We start from the raw sequence: 25,251 nt of genomic DNA, 5'->3' as shown, positions 1-25,251 counted from the left end.
CGGGCGCCGTCAGATATGCCAGCCCCGGTCGCCGATCTCGGCGTAGAGGTCGCGTTGGAAGATGTCGAGCGGCAGGTTCGCGCGGGCGAACCAGGCCCGGACCTCGGCTTCGAAGATCGCCGAATCCCCGTCGTCGATCGGTCGGACCGCGCCGTCGGCGATGAAGGGGGCGAGCGCGGGATCGGCGGCGACATCGGGCCGGGTCGACAGCAGGCCCTGCAGGACCGCCGCATACCGGTCGGTGGTCGACGATCGGGTCACCTCGGCGCGCAGCAGCGGCGGCGTACCGGATTCGGCCCGGTCGATCCACGCGGCGGCGTCGGGGGCATCGTCGCGATAGACCGCGTCCGCCGCATCCCGCCCGTCGTCGGCGAACTGGCGATCGATCGCGACGCGCAGCCCGGCGGTCAGTCGGCCGATCACCGCCCCGTTGACCGGGGTTTCGGGATGCGCACCGAAGTCGACGGCCAACCCGCGGGTCGTGGCGTCGACGGCATCGGCCAGCCGCAGTCCGGACGGACCGTCGGTTAGCAGTACCCGGAACGTCTCGCCGAGGCTGTCGGTGTCGGTGAGCGGTTCCACCCCGTCGATGGGCGCTCGTGGGGTGCCGGCGAGCCCGGTGAGGCGGCCGCTGATCGCCTCGGTGACCGTGCGGGTCACCTCCGGGTTGAGCGCGCCGATCGGGCGGTACCCGGCGGCGGGGACGTCGGTGAGGGTCGCACGGTTCGCGGCCAAGGTGTGGGCGATCGCGCTGGTGGTGGCGTCCGCGCGTCGGGCTGCCTCGTAGTTCTCGGGGTTCTCGGAGTCTCGGTCGGACGGGCCCGCGGTCGCCGACGCGAGCAGATCGACCAGCGGTTGCTGGTCGGCGCCCCAGGGGTGGCCGAGCAGCGCGACGAGCACCGCGTCCGATCGGTAGCCGTCGGGCATGTCGGTCCCGGTGATCGCGTCGCGGGCCGCGTCGGCGTCCCGGCCCGCGACGCCCAGCAGGTCGACCAGCACCGTATGCACCGCGAGGTCGTCGATCGGCGGCTGCCCGGCGTCGGCGACCAGGTCGAGCCGCTGATCGGCGGTCGCGGCGGCCAACTGTCCGGCGACGGCGATCAGATCCCGGTCGACCGCGGTGCCCACCTGCAGGTCCGCGGTGCCGTCGGCGAGCAGATCGGCCAGCGTGCCCAGCTCGCCCAGCCGCGGCACCGCGATCGGCCCGGAGGCGTGCCGAACCTGCTGCCAGCTGTAGCGGGCCTGCTGGTGCAGGCCGATCCCCAACGGCTGGGTCGGCGGTGCGGTGAGCAGGCTCGCGACCGCGGTGGGCAGCGCGATGTCGCCACCGTCGAGCGGCTCGACCCGCGGGTTGCCCGCCAACTGGATCGCATCGGCGAAGGCGGCGGCGTCGGTGGCCGTCAGGGTGGCGATCTGATCGATCGTGCGGTCGTCTAGAGCCCGCAGGGCCGCGTCCAGGGCGGCGCTCTGCTGACCGTCGAGGGTCACCGTCCCGCCGGCCGCCAGGGTCGCGTGCTGGTCGTCGGTCAGGGTCGTGGCGACGCGCAGATCGGGAACGACGGTGCGCGCACCCCCGGCGGCCGTATAGCGCGGTGGATCGTCCGGGGGCCAGGAGACCCCGCAGCCGGTGGCCAGCAGGGTGATCAATACGCCGGCGGCCACCCGGGCCGAACGGGCGCCGATCATCGGCCGCCCGTCGACGACCACAAGCCGGGCTGTCGGCCGTCGACGATCCCCGCGGTGAATTGGTCGAACGGGACCCCGTTGGCGCGCGCCCAGCGTTGCATCGCGAAGCCGATCACGTCGACCTGTTCCCAGCTGAGCTGATTGCGCTGACCCGGCCGCAGATGCGCGGCCAGAGTCGGTTCGAGCGCGAGCTCCGGCCGCGAATACAGCAGGCCCTGGGCGATGAACAGGTCGGCCGTCCGTCCGGAGGCCCGTTGGCCGATATCCGACTCGACCAGCGCGGCCACGTCGTCGAAGGAGACCGGTTCGTCGCGGCCGTCGTACCGTTCGGCGGCCAACTGGGTGCCCCGGTACATCGCGGTGGTCAGGCGCCCGATGATCGTGCCGTTGGCGGTGACCGGGGTGTACGGGTTGGTACCGAAATCGCCGGCCAGGGACTCCGTGGCATCGATCAGGGCGTTGTTGAGCACCCGACGGGCGTCCGGCTGGGCGCCGAGGACCGCCAGGAAGTTCGCGTACTGCTCGCTGCCGGTGAACATCACGATGTCCGAGGTGGGTGTCCGCCGGTCGCCGGCCAGGGCCGACAGGTAGGGGCGCAGCGTCTCCGCGACCGACCGCGCCACCCGGGGGTCGAGGGCCGCCGTCGGGCCAGCGTCCGGCCGGAAGCGTACGAACGCGTCGTGGCGGTCGGCGATCAGGTGGGCGAGCGCGTTGGCGGTCTGCCCGGCCAGCGGGGTGCGGTAGTCGCCGCCGACCCAGCCGATCAGGTTGCGCATCGAGTCGTGACGGTCCGCCCAGTCGTGGCTCAGCAGCGCGAGCATCGACGCGTCCCGCTCGTAGAAGGCGGGCATATTCGTGCCGACGACGGCGTCGTGGACGGCGGTCAGATCGTCCGAGGTGACGTCGAGCATCGCGCCGATCGTGCCGGTGACCTCGGCCGGCAGCAGCCGGCGGTACGGGGTGTCGCTGCCGAGTTCGGTCGTCGCCGCGGCGGCCAGGGCGATGCTCGCGGCGCCGGCGATCAGCCCCCGGTCGACATCGGTGCCGGTGCGCAGACCGGTGGTACCGCGGGCCAGGATCGCGGCGAGCGCGCCGTAGTCGTCGAAGCGCGGGATGTCGATCGACGGCAGTCCCGGAGCGGGCACCGCGGGAACCGTCGCCGACGCGGTCAGCAGGTCGTCGATGGTCGCGGGAAGGCGGGTGTCGCCGGTGTCGACCATCGGGTGGCCGACCAACTGGATCGCGTCGGCGATCGCCGGGGTGGTGCCGGTACGGTCGCCGACCGCGGCGATCTGTTCGACGCTCAACGCCGCCATGTCCTGGAAGGCCAGGGCGATGTGTTCGGTCTGGTCGGCGGCGAGGGTGATCGGGAGACCGGCTCGCAGGTCGCGACCCTGTTCGGTGGTCAACGTGGTGGCGGCGCGCAGGTCGGACAGGTCGAGCCGGTCCAGCGGGCTCGTCGAGCGGGCACCAACGATCGCCAGGCCCATCAGCACCAGCGCCGAGACCGTGACGATGGCGATCCGGCGGATGCGGACACGCTCGCGTTCGCGGCTGTCGATCCGCGGGTCGTAGTCGAGCGGGTTGTAGGCGTCGGTGGGTTCGCGCCGCAGCCGCCGCAAGATCCGGGGAGCCGCAGGCCGGGGCAGTCGCGGTGTGCGCAGAGGACCGGGCGCGGCACCGCTCGTCGTCGTTGGGCCGGCCGCCGTACCGACCGGGGGTTCGGTCGTGCCGGGGTCGGCCGAGGGGACCGGTGGGCCGGCCTCGAGGGCGGGCGCGGAGAGGTGCCGCGCGACGTCCGTTTCGTCCGACACCGGCGCCACGTGCACGTCCGAGTTCCGGCTACGGTCGGCAGCCGGGGCGTCGATACGGGAGACCACGCGGACACCGTAACCAACCGACCGCGACTTCACTAACCCTGCCGTCACCGGATGCTTCGATGTTTTGTCGCCGAATGTCATGTGATAGGAGCGGTTACCGTGACGATTGCGGGACGAGGCGTCTCGTACATCCGCTTTGAAGCGTCGGTCGGTTTTCTCCTACGGGGTGATCCCGGACACGACGCAGCCGCGGCCCGAACGGAAACGGGCCGCGGCTGCGGGTGGCTGTGTCGATCTGCTGCGTGCGCCGTCAGTTCCGCAGAGCCGGGGTGTGGCTGCGGTACCAGGTGAGGGTGTCGGCGATCCCGTCGGCGAGGTCGATCGTCGGCTCCCAACCGCTGCCGCGCAGCGTGGTGACGTCGAGCAGCTTGCGCGGGGTGCCGTCCGGGCGCGTGGTGTCCCACTCCGTGGTGCCCGTGTACCCGGTGGCCGTCGCCACCATCTCGGCGATCTCCGCGATGGTGTGGTCCCGGCCGGTCCCCACGTTCACCTGCGTCGGCCCGTCGAAATGGTCGAGCAGATGCAGGCACGCGGCGGCCATGTCGTCGACGTGCAGCAACTCGCGGCGCGGGGTGCCGGTGCCCCAGTTGGTGACGCTGGTAGCGCCGGAGGCCACCGCCTCGTCGTAGCGTCGCAACATCGCCGGCAGCAGGTGTGAACCGGTCGGTGAGAAGTTGTCACCGGGGCCGTAGAGGTTCGTCGGCATCGCCGAGATCCAGGACTTCCCGTATTCGCGGCGGGCCGCCTGGATGTGCAGGATGCCGGTGATCTTGGCGATCGCGTAGGCGTCGTTGGTCGGCTCGAGGGTGCCGGTGAGCAGCGAGTCCTCGGTGATCGGCTGATCGGCGAACTTCGGGTAGATGCACGACGATCCCAGGAACAGCAACCGGTCGACGTCGAACTTCAGCGCCGCATCGATGACATTGGTCTGGATGCGGATGTTGTCCGACAGAAACTCGACCGGGTAGGTGCTGTTGGCGAGGATGCCGCCCACCTTCGCCGCGGCGAGCACGACGTGCCGGGGCCGCGCCTCGGCGAAGAAGTCGAATACGGAGTCCCGGTCGCGGAGGTCCAGCTCGGAACTGGACCTCCCGATCAGGTTGGTGAAGCCCTTCTCGCCCAGATGGCGCCACACCGCACCACCGACCAGGCCCCGATGCCCCGCCACGTAGATCGGCGCATCGAGGTCTCGCGAAACCGACAAATCCCCCAAACTGCTCATGGAGATCAGGCTACCGGTATTTTCCAGTCGGGGAGGTTCGGGCGGTCGATCCAGGGGCGCCCTTCGTGTTCGAGGGCTTCGAGATCGGCGTCGACCATGATTCGTGCCAGCTCCGGGGTATGGACGCGCGGTGTCCACCCCAGCTTCTCCTCGGCCTTCGAAGCGTCGCCGACCAGCGCGTCGACCTCGGTCGGACGCAGGTAGCGCTCGTCGAAGCGGACGTACTTCTCCCAATCCAAGCCGGCGTGTTCGAATGAGGCCGCCACGAAGTCGCGAACGGTGAAGTTTCCGCCGGTGGCCAACACGTAGTCGGTCGGCTCGTCGGCTTGCAGCATCCGCCACATGCCTTCGACGTACTCGGGTGCGTATCCCCAGTCTCGGACCGCGTCCAGGTTGCCCATGTAGAGGTCATGTTCCAGGCCCGCCTTGATGCGGGCGACGGCCCGCGTCACCTTGCGGGTGACGAACGTCTCTCCGCGGCGCGGGGACTCGTGGTTGAACAGGATGCCGTTGACCGCGAAGAGTCCGTAGGCCTCGCGGTAGTTGCGGGTGACCCAGTACGAGTACACCTTTGCCGCGCCGTAGGGCGACCGCGGATAGAACGGTGTGTCCTCGTTCTGCGGCGGAGGAGTGGCGCCGAACATCTCCGAGCTGGATGCCTGGTAGTACCGGCACTTCACCCCTGCGACCCGGACCGCCTCGAGCAGGCGGATCGACCCGATTCCGGTGGTATCGCCGGTGTGCTCCGGCTCGTCGAAGCTCACCCGTACGTGCGACTGCGCGGCGAGGTTGTAAACCTCGTCCGGATCGATCTTGGTCAGCAGTGTGATGAGGCGAGCCCCATCGGACAGGTCGCCGTAGTGCAGGAACAGCCGAGCCGTCGGGTCGTGCGGATCCTGGTAGAGGTGGTCGATCCGCGAGGTGTTGAACGTCGAGGAACGGCGGATCAACCCGTGGACCTCGTACCCCTTCGCGAGCAGCAACTCGGCCAGGTAGGAGCCGTCCTGGCCGGTGATTCCGGTGATTAGAGCCCGAGGCACGAACGACCCTCCGGTGATAGATCTGATGTTTCGTTGGACGATACTGGGTCCGTTTTCGTACCGCGAGCCCGAGGGGAACTTTGTGAGAGTGGCGCGGGTCCGATTCGGTGGGTCATATCGGGTGTTGAGACCGGTTGGCCGAGGATGCGCGCGTTCGACGTGGGGTGCCTTCCGTCGGCGCGGGTCCTCGCAACCGAACCGATGGTGTGCGTCCGAATGTGCCCATTTCGCCAGGAGACCGAATGGGCGGTTTCAATTCTTGACTGGCGCCATAGGTGCTCCTGTGCGATAGCATCGCCTCGTCGTGTGACGGTTCGCCCTCCACGCTCGGGGGTGTTCGCGGTTGAATTCGGGGTCTACGCAGGTGCGCGGGTAATTCCGCGTCGTCCCGTGTGGTCTTTCAGGAGCAGCGTTGTCTCCATCGAGCGGTCGGGGCGCCAACTGCGGTTCACCTTTCCGGAGAGTGGAGAAAATGCTTCCCAGAGAAGTTGGCAATTCTCGAGTCGAGGTCGGTCGGGTGCCCTTCGAAGTCACGAACCTGTCCTCCGCTGTTCAATTGACGATCGAGGCAGCGGAATCCGAGAGGTCGGTTCCCATTCGGCTGTCTAATGCCTACTGTGTCGCTCTCGCCGATCAAGATTCGGATTACATGGAGTTACTCCGTGGTCCCGGCCTGAATTTTCCGGATGGAATGCCGGTGGTGTGGTTCATGAAGCGACGCGTCGCGGAGGATGTGGTTCCGGGCAGAGTACGCGGTCCGTCATTCTTCGAGAAGACCCTTGATGAGGGCCGTTCCGTCGGATTGAGGCACTTCCTTCTCGGCACGACGGAGGACACGCTCGAAAAACTCGTTCGGGCGGCCGGGGAGAAGTATCCCGGAGTCGAGATCGTCGGCAGCTACGCGCCGCCGTTCGCTCCCGTCGACGAGGAGTTCCACGCGGGTTGCGTTGCGGCAGTCTCCGGTACGCGCGCTCAAATCATCTGGGTCGCTTTGGGAACCCCCAAGCAGGACTTCCTCGCGAAGGAGTTGGCGGACCGTACGGGTATGCCGTGCGCCGGGGTCGGCGCGGCGTTCGACTTCACCGCCGGCGTGACCCCCGAGGCTCCCGTGTGGATTCAGAACTCGGGCCTCGAGTGGCTGCATCGGCTCGCGTCGGAACCCGGCCGCCTATGGCGACGCTACCTATTCGGGAACATTCGTTTCCTCCGGTCGGCACTGCGGGATTCTCGGTAGGGCGTCGTGCGGATCGCGGTGGTTCACAGCTTCTATTCGAATGCTCAGCCGTCCGGCGAGAATACGGTTGTGCTGGCGCAGACCGAGGCATTGGCGCGAGCGGGGCACGATGTGCAGCTGATCTCGCGTGAAACCGATCAGGAGTCGCAGCGGAGGCTCTATCGGGCACAGGCCATGCTGGCCGCGGCGAATATCGCCGGTCCGAGTCCGGACGGCGCGCTGAGCGCATTTCGCCCCGACGTGGTGCACGTGCACAATCTTTTCCCGAATTGGGGAACCGGCTGGCTGCGGTCCTGGGGAAAACGGACCGTGGCGACTCTGCACAATTACCGGCCGCTTTGCGCCGGCTCCACCCTCTGGCGTGACGGTAGTGACTGCACGGAATGCTTGGACCGGGGCGTAACGCGCGCTTTGGCCCACAAATGCTATCGAGGCTCAATGGTCGCGACCCTCCCGCTGGCGTGGGCCGCTCGCGATCGCGGCTCGAAATCCCCGGTCCTCACGCACGCGTCGTCGCTGATCGCCCTCAACAGTCAGGCGCAGGCGCGATACCGGCAATATGCTCCCGGGGCGACCATCGACGTCGTACCGAACTTCGCGGCGGCAGCGCCGGAGGTACCGGTGACGCGCGACGGGGACTCGCCCTGGATCTACGTCGGTCGGCTGGTGCCGGAGAAGGGCGTGGACTGGCTGCTCGACCACTGGCCCGATCGCCGCAAGCTCCGCATCGTCGGCTCCGGTCCGATGTCGGAACGCATCGAGGATCGAGTGCGGCACCGGACCAACGTCGAGTTCCTCGGCCGATTGTCGCCGGAACAGACGCTCCGGGCGATCGGCGAGGCGCACGGCCTGGTACTTCCCAGTCTCTGGTCGGAGGGCATACCCACCGTGGCCCTGGAAGCGCTCGCATCGGGTACGCCGCTGGTGGTGTCCGATCGATGTGCGTCCGCGGCCGACCTGACGGCGGGGCGAGCGGGCCGGGTCTTCCGTGTCGATGACGGCGGCGAGGATCTGACGCGGGTCCTCGAAGACATCGGCACCGACCCCGACTATCGCGATCGTGCTCGGGACTTGTATCGCGAAAACTTCTCCGAATCGGCCTGGCTGGGGCGGGTGTCGTCCATCTATGAGCGTCTGATGACGACGGCCCCGGTCCGAACGTGACACCACAGGTACCGGAACCGACGACATCGGTCGCCGGGGCGGACCTATCTCGCGAACCTCGACTGATGGATCGAAAGGGCGAATGACATGGTCGCTGGAGCGCGCCTTCCTGCGCGACGCGTCGGCATTGTGCTGCCGTACCTCAATGATTACCGGGTCCCGCTGCTCACCGCGCTCGATGACCGGCTCACTACCGGTGGCGTCGAACTGGTCGTCGCAACCGGGTCGCCCGAGGGGGCGGACGTAGCGCGCAACGATCGCGCCGATGGCTATCCGACAAGCACTCTCGGCACCCTGCGAATCCCCACGCCGAAGGGGCGACTGCAGATTCGGCGGTTGGGTTCCGATGTCCTCGATTCGGATCTGATCATCGTCGAACATGCGGTGAAGAACCTCGAGAGCCATGGACTGCTGTACCGGCCGCGACCCTCGCGAAAGGTGGCGATCTGGGGTCACGGGCACACGATTACCAAGCCGTTGGGATCGGGTGCCCGCGTGCTTCAGCGAACGATGGCTCTGCGGGCCGACTGGTACTTCGGATACACGGCGGGCAGCGTGCAACGCGCTCAGGTGATGGGGATGCCTGCCGATCGCTGTACCAACGTGCAGAACACCGTGGACACAGCGCGGCTTCGGCAGGTGCGTACCTCCCACCCGCGGCGCGAGACCTCCACGTGGGAGGCGCTGTACGTCGGAGGGTTGGACGGCACGAAGCGCATCGACTTCCTCATTGAAGCGGCGCAGAAGGTCCACGCCGAGGACCCCCGCTTCGTGCTGAAGGTCGTCGGAGATGGCCGGGAACGGCACAAGATCGAGGAGCTCGCAGCAGAGCCGTGGTGCGACTATCTGGGGAGCTTCCCACTGGCTGATCGGTTCGAACTGGTTCGCGACTGCCGGGTGATTCTCATGCCCGGCCGTGTCGGGCTTGCCGCCGTGGACTCCTTCGCCTTGCGCACTCCTCTCGTTACGACCGAATGGGACTGGCATGCACCGGAATTCGAGTACCTGTCGGTGGAAAACTCCGTGGTTACCGAGAACGGGCTCGATGCCTACGTCGAAGGCGTCCTTCGCCTGATGCGCGACCCCGACAGGCTGGCAGGACTCCAGGCGCAGTGCGAGACCTCGGCGGACGAGTTCTCCATCGACAACACGGCCCGACGGTACGCGGAGGGAATCATGGCCGCGCTCGACTCATCACGGAGGTCTCGGGTATGACGACTCGATCATCGGCGAACGATCTCTTCCAGGATTGGTCATCCAACAAGGGGAACATCAAGGCGCAGCTCGTACTGTTGAGCTTTCGTCTGGCCCAACGACTCCGGGCCACCAAACATTGGCGTCGCAACCCGCTGGTCATCGGATACGGCGTTGTGTACCGGGTTGTCGTCGAGTGGATACTGGGCATCGAGATCCCGTGGAAGACCCGAATCGGTAGCGGTCTCGTGCTGTACCACGGGATCGGACTCGTTATCAACGATTCCGCCGTCATCGGCTCGGGGGTGACGCTTCGACACAACGTCACCATCGGGACCAAGGTCAACGACGGACCGGCTCCCCGTATCGGTGACAACGTCACTTTCGGATGCGGTGCAACCATTCTCGGGGACATCGAGGTCGGGGAGGGCGCAGTCATCGGGGCCGGGGCGGTCGTGACAAAGGACGTCCCGCCGGGTGCTGTGGCGGTGGGTAACCCGGCTCGGATTCGCATCCCGGCCCAGGAGGAGACGGATGCCCATCCGGCAGTAGCCGTCGGTACGGGCAGAAACCCGACTTGACGAGGAACCGGCTCGTCAACGCTGCGCTCCTACCTGCAATGAGCGTTGCGCTCACGGGTTTAACAAACATCGGCATGACCCTGGGAGTCCAGGCTTTTGCGGGCCTGTCAACTCTCGGGGCTTTCGCCCTGGCCTATGCACCCACAATGATGGGCTTGACCGCGCAGCGGCTCCTCCTCAGTCAGAACCTCATGCGTGGCGCCCACGTCGCATCGGTCGAATTCCTGCCGATTGCCGTCGTTTCGCTCTGGGTGCTGTCGGTGGGCGCGTCGATCGGTGTCGTTGTGTTGATCCCGGGGCCCACCGTCTTTGCTCTGATTCCGGTGCTGTGCCTGTTTACGCTGCTGCAGGACTTCCTGCGCTATATGTTCTTGGGTGCCAACCGTTCTTTCCATGCTTTCGTTGCGGACCTCACCTGGTTCGTCCTGGGTATCGCTGGGCTCGGTATCGCAGCTGTCCATCAGACCGGTGCTCTCCAAGCCGTTCTGCTGTCTCAGACATTCGGCGCGGTCGTCTCCACGGCCATGTTGTTTGCGGCACGCAGGGAGATTCGAGCAAGGTATCCCAGTGGGGTCGCGCCCGTAAAGCCCCTGTTTGTGGAGGCGGTGGTCATTTCAGTGCTGCCGTACGTGAGCCAATACTGCATCGCGTTCATTATCGGGATCGCCGTAGTCGGCGAGTTTCGTTCGGCGCAGCTACTGATGGTGCCGGTGACGATGCTGGCGACTCAAGCGCAGGCCATCATCTTCCCGCGTCTGCGCCCGGAGGATTTCTCCTCGGTACAGCGATGGGCGATCCTGTGTGGACTCCTTGCAGGGAGTGCAGGCGCAATTGTGGTCGCGGTCCGGTGGGTGGATCCGTGGAATGTTTTCGACAGTCTGGGTTTCGGCGATACGCGGAGCTTCTATGTCACGACGGGCCTTCTGGTGCTCGGAGCAGTGCTCAGCCTCTATCTGATGCTGTATATGGTGAGGATTCGAATCGTGCTGACCAAGGCTGTCTGGCTCAGATGGCGTTTGGGAGCGGCCTTCTTGGAGCCGACCGCATCTATCGCGGCTGGGCTGGCAGTCGGTACCGCGGGCCTGGCCGCGGGCAGTCTTGCCGCGAACGGAACGTCTGCCATCGGCCTGCTGACTCACGATCTGAGGGGCGGACGGACAGGAGCGGCCGGGAGGCATCGCTCGCGGCGAGCGTCCTAACCTCTCCGGTAGGCCATCGAGTATTGGCCGCCCAGCCGAGTACCTAGGTCGTTCCGATCGCCGATCCGGAGCCCGTCCCGATGGCCCCCGGTGGTGTGCGCTCGGGTCGAGAGGCGAAAACAATGACGCAGAAGAAGACAAGCGTCGACGTATTGGTCTGAACGGTCGGATTGATGAAGGACAGTGCCACAACTCCAGTCGTTATCAGGATTGCCAAGAGCTTGACCTGAGGGAGAGCGCTGGGGTACCTGACGCAGCGGAGGGTTCCGAGCGCCACAAACATTGCCATTCCGAGTGTACCGAAAACCCCCACTCCAACCAGATTCTCCAGCCAGGTGTTGTCGAGGTTGCTGTATCCGCTGAAGAGGCTATCGATCCTGGGTAGGCCAATTCTGTGGCCGCTGTAATACCCGAGCCCGAGCCACTCGTTGCCTTCGATGTGTATCAGGGCTCGCTCCCAGATAACGGTCCGCCCGGTAAGAGTGGACAGCCCCCGCGCGTCCTGGCCCCGCAGGAAGAAGTCGGTGATGAGAGTGCGGGAACTGTCGTTCAGGAATGCCCAGGTAGCTCCCGTTGTCGTCACCAGAAGCCCCGCCCAACCCACCACGGTTGAGGTTGGGCTTCTGTGTGCCGCGCGAATGAGCGCGATCAGGACGATGACGATGGCCACGGCCGTTACCGCCCGCGACCGCGTGCCAACCAGCAGCAACAGATACACGGACACCAGAACGACGTTCCAGGGAGCCCTCGTGGTCCATTGTGGCCCGATCTTCAGGCAGATGCCGGCAATGCCTATCGCCGCGACCAGACCGAACAGATTGGACGCGATCGCCGGGACCAAGCTGTGAATACGGGCCGCCTCGCCGAAGGTGTCGCTGGAGTAGACACTGGAAGGCCACAGGGCGAATTGGAGAATAGTGCCGATCAAAATGACGTGCGCAACGGTCGCAACGCCGGCTAGTGCGTCGTCGAAGCTGCGGTACAACCCGGACAGTCTCGCTAAGCACAGATATGCCGTCACCACGGGAACCAACTTCAGGATGGTGACCTTGGCGTCGACCGACCAGAACGTACTCAGTGCGGCCACCAGGACGAATAGGCCGAGCCCGATTTCCGGCCAGCCCTTGCGAAGCGTTCGGACGGATCTCGGGTAGGTCAGGTGGGCCAAGGCGAGCAACGCGATTCCTCCGCCACCACGCAGTAACTCCAACGGTCCGACCCCGCCGACGTCGCTGACGTCCTTTCCGACCGTGTAGATGATCGGCATGAACGCACCCAACCACAGTGCGGCGCGGGCTCTGCGGATCTTTCGATCCTCGACCGCTGTTGCAGTACTTGTTGGTTGAGCCCCGTACATGGTCGGCACCTCGTCGCTCCATCGGTCTGTCGAGTTGCTCGTGAGAAGGCCGGGAATCCGCCTTCGAACCGCCTCCCATAAGAGTCGATCAGGCGGTCAAGGACCCACCTCTTCGCTCACCGGTGAGGCTTCCGGGCCCCTTCGAGGCTCGCGCTAGAAGCTGCTACAGGTCCGGAAGACCTCGTAGGCGATTCCTCCGCCGGGGCCGCCGAAGACCTGGTTGATCCGGTCACCGGCACCCGGCATGTATCCCAGTGCGATCCGGCGCTGCGTGGTCGGGAGCGCAAGGAATTGTGCGAACTGGCCGGCCATCGCCGAATTGGCCAGCGCATCACCTTCTTCGGGAGAGACCGCGTAGGTGGCGGAGACGACCTGCGGCCAGGAGCAGCCGGTGTTGACCACCATGTCGACCGGAGCAGCGGAGGCGGTGCCGGTGGAGATGCCGACCACTGCGGCGCCGGCGAGCGCAGTGACTGCCAGTCGAGCGGCGATTCGTCGCGTCGTTCCCATATTTCCCCCTGGTGTTTTGTTCATGTTCGGTTACAGCATCAGCCGCAGGTCGGCAATTCGATTCGCGACAGCGCATCGTCGACCAGTGGTTGGACCGGCAGCGATGGAATTCCCGAACTGGTCGGTTCTTCGACTTCCCATACCACCGTTTGTGTTTCGCCCGGTCGGGTGGTGACGTACACACCTTGAACCGGATGGCCCTTTTCCAGACCGTTCTGTATGCCGAATGCGGACAAGCCGTTCACCGTGACCCCTCGGAACGTACTGCCCACGGTGGCATACAGATACACGATCGATTCGTTGGTCGCGTACGGCACGTCGCGCCGGAAGGTATTCGCCACATAGGGCGGCAATCCTTCGGCCGGTGCGTTATTCGTGAGGCTTACCGTGATGGTGGTGGTACGGCTCGCCCCCGTGCAATCCCCCCCGCTGTAAGTAATCGAACGGTCGAGATAGTAGTCGAGCTTGTTTCCACCCGCATTATTGACGACAACGCCCGCATACGGGGCCGGGTCCGACGGCAGGACGTGACCGATCTTGGTGGTTGCAAGAATCTCCTGCTCGGCGGGGTGCGCGCTCCACACCGACAGGCGCCCTTCCGCCGCCGCTCGGCCGACGGCTTCGGCGAGTTCCTGTGGCGAATTCCCCGGTGAGCTCATCGCCGTGACGACCGCCGCGGCGATACCCACCAGATATTGCTTGCGGCCGTTGGTGTCCTCCCCGAAACGTGCGTAGGAGGTCGCGAGCGTGGTCTCGACGACGTTTTCCGCGGAGATCACCTGACCATCCGGCAGGGTGATGGGGCCTGTGGCGCCGAGGATGTAGCTGAGCGCCACCGGATCGGTGGCGATGGCGCCGTCGACCTGTTGACCGGAAACGCCCTGCCACATCGACGTCCAGATCCGGGCGGCGGTCGGGAAGTCGGGGCTGGCATTCGCATTGCGGAAGTCGCTGGTCGTATTGCGGGGAGCCCACAGCGCGTCGTATTGCGGGTCGATACCGATGGGCGCCGCGTCGAAGGGGAGGTCTTGGTTGCTATCGAGAGTCGGTACGGTGACCTGTCCATTGTCAGCATCGACGATGCCGAAACCGCCCAGGAGGCCGCCGGTTCCGCGGGCTTCGGCGTTGGTTTGGAACGCCAGGAAGTAGGAGCGTGGTCCCTCGGCGCCGATCATCGGTGGTAGTAGGCGTGCCGCTATCTCGGTATTGGTAAGCAGGCCGGCCAACTCGTGGGTTTGGTCGCGGAGTTGCGCGAGAGGCTCGTTGACGACCGCACCGCCCAACGCAGGTTCTTCGATCGCGTGCGCCTTGCTATTGAGGTTTCGTGCTGCCACGGAGGTGGTCGCCAGAACTGGGCGGGCGTCGATCAGCGGCTGCATATCAATCCGACCACCCTGAATAAGTTGATTGGGCGCCAGACTCGCACCAGCGTTCACGGCGGGTTCGAGAACGTCCGCCGCCAGGCCGTAGATCACATCGGTGATGTCACTCACAGTTCTCAGTGGGCTACCGAGATACGGAACTGCTCCAGTAATTCGCCAGATAGGCGAATTCGTGGAATTCCTGGCGTCGGTCGCAGCATCGACGGCCTCGGATGCGGCGCTGCGCGCGCTGGTGGTGTCGCCTTCGAGCAGCGCCGTTCGGGCGCGGACGGCCGCATCCCGGGTGGTTTCCAGATCGCTACGCGCGCTGACGACATTTGCCGCCAACCAGGCCGTTCCCAGGCCTGCGACCAGCGTGAACGCGACGATGCCGCCCACGATGATCCGCCTGCGTCCGGACGCGTTGTCCGGCTCCGGTGCCTCGGTTCGCCGCACGCGTCTACGACGGCGTTCGCCGCCGTTCGAATCCCGCCCCATATTCGACTACTCAACTCCCCCGGTGCTTCGACATACTGTCATCGGCGATCCCTCGACTGGTTGCGAGAAGGGTTCTACCGATAACGTGACCCAATCCGCGGCGCTGCGGTCTTGGGGGTCGCCGACTGATACTAAAGGTGCTCTGCGGGTTCATCGTTTTGGGGGAGATGAAGTTGGGGACCGCGTGAAGGGCGGAGAAGAGTTTCGGTTGTCCGCTGCGCAACTCAGTATTTGGTTGGCGCAGATGGAACAACCGACCGTTCCGTATACAGTTGCGCAATATGTGGAGATCGCCGGCGAAATAGATATCGACGCGATCTTGACGGCATCGACTGTGGTGGGTCATCAGACGGAGGTGCCGGGGACTCGTATTGCGCAGCGGGGCAACGATGTGTGGCAGATGATCGACCATGATGGGCCGTGGCGGGTTGGATATGTCGATCTTCGTGATCGATCCGATGCGGATGGTGCGGCGCGAGAGTATATGGCTCGCCGCGTAGGCCGACTGGTCGATATGTTTTCCGAGCAGCTCGTTTCGCAAGAACTACTTCATCTCGGCGACGGCAGGTTCTTCCTATTCGGTATCGCTCACCATGTTGTGTTGGACGGTGTAGGTGCTATCGGGGTGCTAGGGGCTATCGCCGAGACGTATTCTGCGTTGATATCCGGCGAGACTCCCGCGATTCGACCGCGTATGTCGGTCCGAGAACTCGTCGATTATCAACGTGATTACGTGGAGACCACGCGGTATTCCGTGGATCGCGCGCATTGGGTCGAGCGGCTTCGGGATCTGCCGCCGCCGGCCCGGTTGAGCGACCGGTCTCATCCGCCGGCACCGCATACCGCCGTGGTCGGCGCCACTGTCGCGAGCGTGGTGGCGCCGACGAACCGGGATATCAACGGATACAACGACGTGACGATCGTCCTTGCCGCTTTCGCCGTGTACATCGCGCGAATGACGGGTCGGCGCAGGGTGGTTCTGAGTTTGCCGGTATCCGGTCGCGTCACCGCCAAGCTCCGCAACTCGGCGGGGATGCTCGCCAACGTGGTCCCTCTGGTGGTGGAGGTCCCGGACGAGGGCACGATCGGTGAATTGGTCGGTGCTATCACCATCGAACTCGCCGGCGCGTTGCGCCACCAGCGCTACCGCTTCGAGGACATGCTCCGCGACCTCGAGGAGATCTCCGGAGCAACCGGGCAACCCCTCGGCGCGGGTGGGCGCGGAGCCTTCGGACCGACGGTCAACATCATGATGTTCGGCGACTCCCTGCGCTTCGGTGACGCGGTCGGCGAGTATCACGTGCTGTCGTCCGGCCCGGTCGACGATCTGATGGTCAACGTCTATCCCAGCGTGCGCGGCGGTGGGACGCGGGTCGACTTCCTGGCCAACCCGAGCGCCTACGACGATGCCGACCTGACCGGACATCACCGCGCCTTCCTCGACCTGTTGACGGTGGTCGGCTCCGTCGCGCCGGACACCGCGCTCGGCCTGTTGGTGCCGGCCGATGAACCGGTCGCCACCCCGGCCGAACCGACCGTGCTGCTGCCCGCGCTGCTGCCGACCGACAACGTCGCCGCGACGCTCGGCGCCGCCCTGCTCGATGCCGAGGGCGAGTTGTCCTATCGCCAACTCGACGCCGACGCGAACGATCTGGCGCGCACGCTGCTGGCCGTCGGCGTCGGGCCGGGGGAGCGCGTCGCGATCGCGCTGCCGCGCGGACGTCGATACGTGCGGGCCTTCTGGGCCGTGGCCCGCACCGGGGCGACGGTCGTTCCCATCGATCCGACCGACCCCACCGAGCGGACCGCGCAGCGTCTCGCCGCGCTCGGGGTGCACCTCGGCCTGGCGGACACGACCACCCGAACGGGGACGGTGCGGTGGCTGGCGGTCCCGGACGGCTCCGTCGATCCGACCGACCCGGCGGCCGCGCCGATCGACGCGGCCGAACGGCCGGCGCCGCTGCACGACCGCCACGAGGCCTACGTCCTACACACCTCCGGATCGACCGGGGAGCCCAAGGCCGTCTCGGTCGGCCACACCGGTCTGGCATCCCTGGTCCTGGCGGTCGGACGGCGCTGGGCCACCGACGACGCCATTCGCGTTCTGCATCTGGCCGCGCCGACCTTCGACGTCTCGATCCTCGAGATCCTGGTGACCGCTCACCTCGGCGGAACGCTGGTGATCCCGGACCGGGACGTCGTCGCCGGCGGCCCGGTCGGCCGGTGGGTACGCCGCGGTGCGATCACCCACCTGTCGACCGTGCCCGCCGTGCTCGGCTCCCTGGACCCGGCCGATCTGGAGACCGTGCGGGTAATCCAGGTCGGCGGCGACCGGCTCGACCCCGCGTTGCTCGAGCGGTTCGCGGCCGGCCGGCGAGTGTTCAACGCCTACGGGCTCACCGAAACCACCGTCGAGGTGCTGTCGACTCCACTGCCCGATGGGCAGGACTCCCCGGGCACCGACGTCGGGGTGCCGCTACCGGGGGTGACGGCCGCCGTCCTCGACGGTCGCCTGCGGCCGGTGCCGCGCGGCGGGATCGGCGAGCTGTACATCGCAGGGCCGTCGCTGGCTCACGGCTATGTCGGGCGGCCGGGGCCCACCGCGGCGCGGTTCGTCGCCGCTCCCGGTGGTGAGAGGCGCTACCGCACCGGGGATCTCGTGCGGCTGCGGATCGCCGACGGCCGTCCCGAGGTGCTGGGACGCAGCGATGCGCAGGTGCAGATCCACGGCCGCCGGGTCGAACCCGGCGAGGTCGACGCCGCCCTGCGTACCCGACCGGGTGTGCGCGACGCGGTGACGGTGGTGCGCGACGGACACCTGGTGGGTTACGTCGTCGCCGACGCCGACCTCGACATCGGAGCCACCACCGCCGGCCTGCGCACGGTGCTGCCCACGTGGTTGGTGCCGACCCGGGTGGTGCGCCTCGATGCGCTGCCGCTGACCGCCGCCGGCAAGGTCGATCGGTCCGCCCTGCCGGAACCGATCGTGCGCACCGACGTCGGCGTACCGCGCGGGCCGCGGGAGATCGGCGTCGCCGACGCGATGGCCGAGGTGCTGCCGCCGCGTCCCGCCGACGCCCCGCCGATCGGTCGCGAACACTCCTTCTTCGAACTCGGCGGCGACTCGCTCGGAGCCACCCGGCTGATCGAACGACTGCACGGCCGGTTCGGCGCCGCCCCGTCGCTCGCGGAGGTCTTCGCCGATCCGACGGTCGCCGGCATCGCATCCGCCGTCGCGGCGGCCCGCGACCGGACCGACGGCGACACCCTCGAGGTGACCGATGCGCTGGGACCGGCCGAACTGAGACTGTGGGTGCTCAACCAGCTCGACACCGCTTCGACCGTCTTCACCATGCCGATGGCCGTTCGGTCCGCCCCCGGCGCCCCGCCCCTCGAGGCTGTGCTCGCCGCTGTCGCCGCCGTCGTCGAACGGCACGAGGCCCTGCGGACCTACTATCCCGTCGCCAACGGGGAACCGGTCCGCCGCATCGTCCCCGCCGACCGGATGCCGCGGCCCGAGGTGCGGGAGGTGGACGCCGAGGACTTCGAACGGGCGATCACCGAAACCGGCCGCACCACTTTCGATCTGACCGCCGCCCCGCCGGTGCGGATCACCGCGTGGACCGCGGGGGACCGGTGGCTGCTGACCGTCGCCGTCCACCACATCAATCTCGACGGCTGGTCGGCGGACATCCTCACCGAGGACCTGCTGACGGCGCTGTTTACGGACGGGACCGATGCGGGCGCGGCGCCGGTCGGACCGGCCCGATTCGTCGCCCGGCGCCGGCAACGGGCCGAAGCGGTGGGCCCCGAGATCCTCGACGAGCGGCGGCATACCTTCGCCCGGCTGATCGGCAACGACAGAGTCGCCGAACTGCCCGCCGATCGGCCCCAGCCGGCCGAATCCGGCGCCGCCGAGAGCCTGCCGTTTGCGCTCGACGCGGACGCCTTTCGCCGGGTGCGTGACCTCGCGGCAGGCGTCGGCGCAACCCCTTTCGCGGTGCTGCACGCCGCCGTCGCCCTCGTGCTGGCCGCCCTGTCGGGCACCGGCGCCACCGTCGTCGCCTCCCCGGTATCCGGGCGCGACCGGCCGGAATTCGCTCGCACCGTGGGCCTATTGGTCGAGACGATCGCGCTGCCGGTCCGCGTCGACCCGCAGGCGCGGGTCCTCGATCACCTCACGGCGGTCCGCGACGCCGACCGTGCCTCGATCGCCACCGCCGACCTGCCCTATCAGCGGCTCGTCGACGCGATCCCCGCGGCGGCCGCCCGGCTGCTGCTGACCCTCGACACCTCCGACCGGAGCCTGCCGGACCTGCCGATCGAGATGGTCGAGATCGATACCGGCGCCGTCGAATTCGACGTCGTGCTCGACCTGCGTGAGATCGGCGACCGGTTGACCGGCCGCATCCGCTACGCGACCGCACGGTTCGAGCGATCGACCGTCGACAGCTTCGCCGAGGCGATCGGCGCGGCGCTCGACCGGATGGCGTCCGACCCGACGCAGCCGGTGGGCGCGATCGCGCTGCCCGCGGCGCAGGGGGAGATCGGCGAATCGCCGGCGGCCCGGCCTCGGCCTGCCGCGGATGGTCCGTCCGATGCGGCACCTGGCGGGCACGGCGCCGCCCTGGTCGGACCGATCCGGCTGTCCGTCCGCGATACCGATGGCACGGTGCTCGACGCCGACCATCTCGCCGCTCGCGTCGACCGCCTGGCCGCACATCTGATCGCCCGCGGCGCCGGACCCGACGTGCCGATCGCGATCCACCTGCGTCGCGGCGCCGACTATGTGGTCGCGGTCCTCGCGATCTGGGCGGCCGGCGCCGCCTTCGTGCCGATCGACCCCGACGCCCCGGCGGCCCGCCGCATCGCGATGGCCCGCATCGCACGGCTGGGGATCGCCGGCGATGCGGAACCGGGAATCCCCGGCACCTCGTGGATCTGCCGGGACGAGGCATCCGCACCGATCCGCCGGCACCACCGGCCCGTCGCCGCGCACCCGGACGCCCTCGCGTACGTCATCCACACCTCCGGAACGACCGGGGAACCCAAGCCGGTGGCCGTCACCCGCCGCGCGGTCGCCGCCCTGGCCGACGACGTGGTCGACCGGTACGGCGTCACCGCGGATTCCACCGTGACCCAGGGCTATTCGACCGCCTTCGATGCGGCGGTCCTCGAACTGGTGCTCGCGGCGAGTACCGGAGCGCGGCTGGCGATCGTGCCGGACGGCCTGTTCGGCGGCCGGGAATTGGCCGACTGGCTGGTCGAGGCGCGGGTCACCCACTTCCTGTCGACGCCGGCGGCGCTGGCGACCGTCCCACCGGTGGACTCCGTCCGGGTGGCCGCGGTCGGCGGTGACATCTGCCCGCCGGGTCTGGTCGATCGGTGGGGGGTGAATCGGCCGCTGCTCAACGCGTACGGGCCGACCGAGGCGGCCGTCGTGGCCACCCTGACCGGGCCGCTGCGCCCCGGCGCCGACGTCACGATCGGCACCGCATTGCCATCCGTCTCGCACGACGTCCTCGGGAACGATCTGCGCCCCGTGCCGACCGCCGGTGTCGGCGAACTGTACGTGGGCGGGCCACATCTCGCGCGCGGCTACCTCGGATCGCCGGGACCGACCGCCACCCGCTTCGTCGCGGCCGCCGGGGGATCGCGGAGGTACCGCACCGGCGACCTCGTCCGGATCCGGCCCGACGGCGAACTGGACTTCCGAGGTCGGGTCGACAGTCAGATCCAGGTATCCGGGCGACGGGTGGAACTCGACGAGCCGGCGGCCGTCCTGCGCCGGCACCCGGGCGTCGACGACGCGGTGGTCGCACACGACGGTAAACGCCTGCACGCCTGGGTGGTCGGCTCGTTGCCGGATTCGAAGTGGGTGGCCACCCGGCTCCCGCCGTGGATGATCCCCAGCCGGGTACACCGCGTCGGCGCACTGCCGTTGACCACCAACGGCAAGGTTGATCGGCAGGCCCTGCTCGACGGCCTCGAACCCGACGAGACGCCGATCAACGGGGCACCCCGAAGCGCGAACGAGGCAGTGGTGTGCGGGATCTACGCCGAGGTTCTCGGTGTCGAGCGGGTCGACCCGGAGGCCGACTTCTTCGAGCTCGGCGGCGATTCGTTGCGTGCCGCCCGCATCGCCGGACTCCTGGCCGTCGCGACCGGACAGCGGGTCCCGATCCGTGAGGTGCTCGACACCCGGCGCCCCCGGGATCTCGCCCAACGGATCACGGACGGTACCAACGCAACCGGCGCCGCGCGCCCGCCGGTCCGCCCCCTGCCGGCCGGTGAGCAGCCCGCACCGTCGCCCGGCGAAATGCGCATGTGGGCCGCACAGCGACTCGAACCGAGTTCCGCCGCCCGCAATCTCGCCGTCGCGATCGACCTGCCGAACGACCTGCCGGCCGCAGCCGTGATCGCCGCCGTCGGCGACGTCGTCGACCGACATGCCACCCTGCGCACCCGCTACCCGAGCGACGGCGGCCCCGTACGCACCGTTGTGGAATCCGCCGGCGTCCCGATCCCCGATGTGCACACCGACGATCTCGACGCGACCGCGCGCTCCCTGGCGCTCGAGCCGATCGATCCCTCCACCCGAACCCCACTGCGCGCGGCGGTTCTGGCCGGGCCGGATGATCGACGCCGACTGCTGATCGTCGCCCACCACATCGCCGTCGACGGCGCGAGTATCGAGATCCTCGGCCGCGACTTCCGCACCGCCCTGACCGCCCGATCGGTCGGTGCGGCACCGGATTTCCCGGCGATCACCACCGGATACGACCAGTACCGCGCCTGGATCGCCGAGATGATCGGCACCCCGAACCGTCCCACCGCCATCGCCGTCGAACAGATCGACCAGTGGCGCACCGTCCTGCACGATCCCCCCGAGCGCCGGGCGCTGCCGGTCGGCCACATCGACCCGGCGGCCGACCAACCCGTCGTCTTCCGGATTCCCGCCGGGGTCGGCGCCGCGGTCACCACGATCGCCCGGCAGGCCAACGCCACGGTCTTCACCGTGCTGCACGCCGTGCTGGCCGCGACCCTGGCCGGGCTCGCGGGTACCGACGACGTGATCGTCGGCACCCCCGTCTCGGGGCGGACCGAACCGGAATTCGACGACGTGGTGGGGATGTTCGCCGGCACGGTCGCGCTGCGTACCCGACTCCCGCGCCACGTCGACTTCGGCGCCTTCCTCACCCGGGTGCGCGACGCGGACCTCGACGCCTTCGCCCACCAGGACGTGCCCCTCGAATGGGTCACCGTCGCAACCGGGATCGGCACCGAGGTGCCCTTCGGGGTGATGTTCGTGGTGCATCCACCGAGCCCGGAGCGAGCACACCACGCGGGGGTGCACCCGGTGACGATCACGACCGCGCAATTCGACATCGACTGGGTGCTCACCGAACAGGCTGCCGGCGGCTTCACCGGCGAGGTGCGTTTCGATGCCGGGCGCTACGGACGCGACGCGATCATCCGCATGGTCGACACCTTCGATCGGGTGCTGGCCGCCGTGCTGGCCGATCCGCGAGTACCCATGGCCGCCCTGCCGATCGGCCCGCCCGCCCCGCCGACCCCGGCGCCGGTGATCGAGCCCCCGGTGACCCTGGGCGGCATTCTGCGGGCGGCCGTCGAAGCGGCACCGGATACCGTCGCGCTGCTCGAACCCGAACAGGGCTGGACCTACCGGCTTCTCGACGACGCGGCGACCCCGATGGTCGAGGCGTTGCGCGCCCTCGGCGCCGGGCCGGGCACGGTGGTCGCGATCATCGCCCCCCGATCCGCCGAATATGTTGTCGCGCTCTGGGCGACAGCCCGGACCGGCGCTGCCTTCCTCCCGATCGATCCGCGCATCCCGGAGGGCCGGATCGCCGAGATGATCGCCGGCACCGGTCCGGTCGCGATCATCGATCGCGACGGCGTGCGAGCGGGACCGACCGATGGCACGGAGGCGGATGTCGACCGTCCGGTGTGCCCGGACGACCCCGCCTATCTGATCTACACCTCCGGATCGACCGGCACGCCCAAGGCGGTGCGGGTGACCCACCGCGGCCTCGCCTATCTGGTGTGCAGTCAGCGGGAGTTGTTCGGTGCCGGCGTCCATTCGCGGGTGCTGCTCGGTGCCTCACCGAGTTTCGACGCGTCGATCTTCGAAATCCTGCTCGCCTTCGGCAGCGGTGCGGCGCTGGTGGTTCCGCCCGTGGACGTCACCGCCGGCGAGGAGCTGACCGCGGTCCTCACCGCCGCCGGGGTCACCCACGTCTGCCTGACGCCGTCGGTGCTCGCGGCCACCGATCCCACCCCGGCGGTCACGGTCACCACCGTGATCTCCGCGGGCGAGGCGGTCAACGCGGAGCTACTGCGCACCTGGGCGAGCGTCGGTCGGCAGCGCCGCGTTCTCAACGCCTACGGGCCCACCGAGGCGACGATCATGGCCACCTGCAGCGCCCCGATCGATGCCGCCGGGTCGCTGTCGCCGACCGCGCCGCCGTCGATCGCTTCGCCGTCGACCGCGCCGCCGTCGATCGGCCGCCCGATCGACGGGGTGCGGATGGACGTGCTCGACGGGTGGTTGCGGCCGGTCGGCATCGGGACGATCGGTGAGATGTACCTGTCCGGGCCCACTCTCGCCGAGGGCTACCACGGCAACCCGGCGTTGACCGCCACCCGCTTCGTGGCCGACCCGTTCGGGCCGCCCGGTGCGCGCCGGTATCGCACCGGCGATCTGGTCCGCCTGCGCGCGTCATCGCCGATTCCCGGGGGCCGGGGGACAACGCCTTCCGACGTCGAACCGGAATTCCTCGGTCGGGCCGACGGCCAGATCAAGGTGCGCGGTCACCGCATCGAACCGGGGGAAATCGAGGCCGCCCTCGTCGCGGACGGGGATATCGCCGCGGCCGCCGTGATCGGGATCCCCCAACCGGACGGCACCACCGCGCTGGCGGCCTATGTGACCCCGCGGCCCGGCGGCGACGATCCCGTGGTCGCGGACCTGCGGGAGCGGCTGGCGCGCCGACTGCCGCGCTACCTCGTCCCCGCGACGATCCAGGTCATCGACCGGGTACCCCTGACGGTATCCGGCAAACTCGACCACCGGGCGCTGCCGTCGCCGCAGGCGCGCACCACCGCCTACCGGCCGCCGACCTCAGCGACCGAACTCGCGGTCGCAGAGGCTTTCGCCGAGGTCCTCGACTCGTCGGCCCCGGTCGGACGCGACGACGACTTCTTCGACCGCGGTGGGCATTCCCTGGCCGCGGTGCGCGTGACCGACCTGCTGCGCGGACGACTCGAGGTCGCCGTACCGGTGGCGTGGTTGTTCACCCATCCCACGGTGGCGGCGCTGGCGCAGCGCATCGACACCGCCGACCCGGCGGGGCAGCAGTCGCTCGACCTCGCCGCCGGACTCGATGTGCTGCTGCCGATTCGGGCGGGAACGGGGTCGGCGCTGTTCTGTATCCATCCGGCGGTCGGGTTGGCGTGGAGCTACTTCGCGCTCGCCGACGGGATCGATCCGGCGGTGCCCATCTACGGCCTGCAGGCCCCCCAGATCGCGGGTGGGCCGTCGCCGACGACCATCGAGCAGTACGCGCAGATCTATGTCGAACGGATCCGCAGCGTCCAGCCCGAGGGGCCCTACCGGGTGCTGGGTTGGTCGCTCGGCGGGGTGATCGCGCATGCGGTGGTCCGTCGACTGACCGAACTAGGGCAGTCGGTCGACCTGCTCGTCCTGCTCGACAGTTGGCTGGCGGTCGAGGGCGATGTGCCCGAGTTTCGACCGGCCGACCTGGCGAGACACCTCGGGATCACCGAGGACGGCGCCGTCCAACCTGCGTCGGACATCGGCGACAACGGACGGACCGATCCGGCGACCCAGTCGGAAACATTCGCGCGCAACGAATTCGGGTGGATCGCGCAGCGGATCGGGCAGCAGCATCCCGCCCTGGCGGGACTGACCGGTGACCACCTGGCACGGGCCTTCGGACCGATGCGGTCCGCGGCGGAGCTGGTGGCTGCCTACGAGGCAGTGCCGATCGCTGTGCCGACCGTGCTGGTGCTGGCGGAGAATTCGGCCGCCGATCGCGCCTGGGGAGAGATCCTCCCGGCCGACACCCACCACCACCGAATCGCGGCCGCGCACAACGACCTGCTCGGCCCCGCCACCCGGGCGGAGGTGGCCGGGATCATCGATCGGCACCTGGCCGACGACCGTCCGGAACCCGCCGCGGTGGCCCCCTCCGTTGCGGCTGCGGTCCTACCGCCCACGGTGGTGCACGCGACGATCGGTCCGGCGACCCGAGACCCCTCGCTGCCGCGCGGTTAGGCTG

Annotated in this window: 13 protein-coding genes; 6 read left to right on the top strand and 7 right to left on the bottom strand. The window is 68.3% G+C overall.

Features of this window, described 5'->3' with window-relative positions:
* Positions 1 to 9 precede the first annotated feature (9 nt).
* The 4 genes from MB1_RS16960 to gmd form a co-directional block, all read right to left on the bottom strand.
* The gene (locus tag MB1_RS16960; RefSeq protein ID WP_066909877.1) at positions 10 to 1,707 is read right to left on the bottom strand and encodes a TPR repeat domain-containing protein; all 1,698 of its coding nucleotides are present in this window, start codon (positions 1,705 to 1,707) and stop codon (positions 10 to 12) included.
* Positions 1,683 to 3,566: a TPR repeat domain-containing protein gene (locus MB1_RS16955; RefSeq protein ID WP_157084125.1), complete on the bottom strand. Its 1,884-nt coding sequence runs from the start codon at positions 3,564 to 3,566 to the stop codon at positions 1,683 to 1,685. The genes MB1_RS16960 and MB1_RS16955 overlap by 25 nt, the downstream gene beginning before the upstream one ends.
* Positions 3,567 to 3,816: 250 nt before the next feature.
* Complete coding sequence (locus MB1_RS16950; protein WP_066909871.1) at positions 3,817 to 4,788, bottom strand: GDP-L-fucose synthase family protein; 972 nt, start codon at positions 4,786 to 4,788, stop codon at positions 3,817 to 3,819.
* A 5-nt stretch (positions 4,789 to 4,793) separates the two neighbouring features.
* Positions 4,794 to 5,828 carry a GDP-mannose 4,6-dehydratase gene (gmd, locus tag MB1_RS16945; protein WP_066909868.1) on the bottom strand — a complete coding sequence of 345 codons (1,035 nt, stop codon included), beginning with the start codon at positions 5,826 to 5,828 and terminating at the stop codon, positions 4,794 to 4,796.
* A 517-nt stretch (positions 5,829 to 6,345) separates the two neighbouring features.
* On the opposite strand from gmd, the gene MB1_RS16940 reads away from it, so the two are divergent.
* From MB1_RS16940 to MB1_RS16920, 5 genes are all read left to right on the top strand, one after another.
* On the top strand, positions 6,346 to 7,062 hold the full coding sequence (locus MB1_RS16940) for a WecB/TagA/CpsF family glycosyltransferase (protein WP_245650234.1): 717 nt from the start codon (positions 6,346 to 6,348) through the stop codon (positions 7,060 to 7,062).
* 6 nt (positions 7,063 to 7,068) lie between these two features.
* Positions 7,069 to 8,226 (top strand): glycosyltransferase family 4 protein, encoded by a 1,158-nt coding sequence (locus MB1_RS25215; protein ID WP_084352022.1) that lies wholly within the window; start codon positions 7,069 to 7,071, stop codon positions 8,224 to 8,226.
* An 87-nt stretch (positions 8,227 to 8,313) separates the two neighbouring features.
* On the top strand, positions 8,314 to 9,441 hold the full coding sequence (locus MB1_RS16930) for a glycosyltransferase family 4 protein (protein ID WP_066909862.1): 1,128 nt from the start codon (positions 8,314 to 8,316) through the stop codon (positions 9,439 to 9,441).
* Positions 9,442 to 9,596: 155 nt separating this feature from the next.
* Positions 9,597 to 10,001: a serine O-acetyltransferase gene (locus tag MB1_RS16925; protein ID WP_245650233.1), complete on the top strand. Its 405-nt coding sequence runs from the start codon at positions 9,597 to 9,599 to the stop codon at positions 9,999 to 10,001.
* A 38-nt stretch (positions 10,002 to 10,039) separates the two neighbouring features.
* Positions 10,040 to 11,200, top strand: coding sequence for an MATE family efflux transporter (locus MB1_RS16920; RefSeq protein WP_157084124.1), 1,161 nt, complete (start codon positions 10,040 to 10,042; stop codon positions 11,198 to 11,200).
* 43 nt (positions 11,201 to 11,243) lie between these two features.
* On the opposite strand, the gene MB1_RS16915 is transcribed toward MB1_RS16920, so the two are convergent.
* The 3 genes from MB1_RS16915 to MB1_RS16905 all read right to left on the bottom strand — a co-directional run bounded on the left by MB1_RS16915 (position 11,244) and on the right by MB1_RS16905 (position 14,827).
* Entirely contained in the window at positions 11,244 to 12,467 is a 1,224-nt protein-coding gene (locus MB1_RS16915; RefSeq protein ID WP_169801687.1) for an O-antigen ligase family protein, read from the bottom strand.
* Between the two features lie 243 nt (positions 12,468 to 12,710).
* Positions 12,711 to 13,067, bottom strand: a complete 357-nt coding sequence (locus MB1_RS16910) for a hemophore-related protein (protein ID WP_066909850.1) — start codon at positions 13,065 to 13,067, stop codon at positions 12,711 to 12,713.
* A 38-nt stretch (positions 13,068 to 13,105) separates the two neighbouring features.
* Positions 13,106 to 14,827: a DUF4012 domain-containing protein gene (locus MB1_RS16905; RefSeq protein WP_245650232.1), complete on the bottom strand. Its 1,722-nt coding sequence runs from the start codon at positions 14,825 to 14,827 to the stop codon at positions 13,106 to 13,108.
* On the opposite strand from MB1_RS16905, the gene MB1_RS16900 reads away from it, so the two are divergent.
* On the top strand, positions 14,817 to 25,247 hold the full coding sequence (locus MB1_RS16900) for a non-ribosomal peptide synthetase (protein ID WP_157084123.1): 10,431 nt from the start codon (positions 14,817 to 14,819) through the stop codon (positions 25,245 to 25,247). The two genes, MB1_RS16905 and MB1_RS16900, sit on opposite strands and share 11 nt — an antisense overlap.
* Positions 25,248 to 25,251 lie beyond the last annotated feature (4 nt).

Source organism: Millisia brevis NBRC 105863 (assembly GCF_001552615.1).
Lineage (GTDB): Bacteria > Actinomycetota > Actinomycetes > Mycobacteriales > Mycobacteriaceae > Millisia > Millisia brevis.
This window is presented reverse-complemented; position numbering and strand designations above follow the sequence as displayed.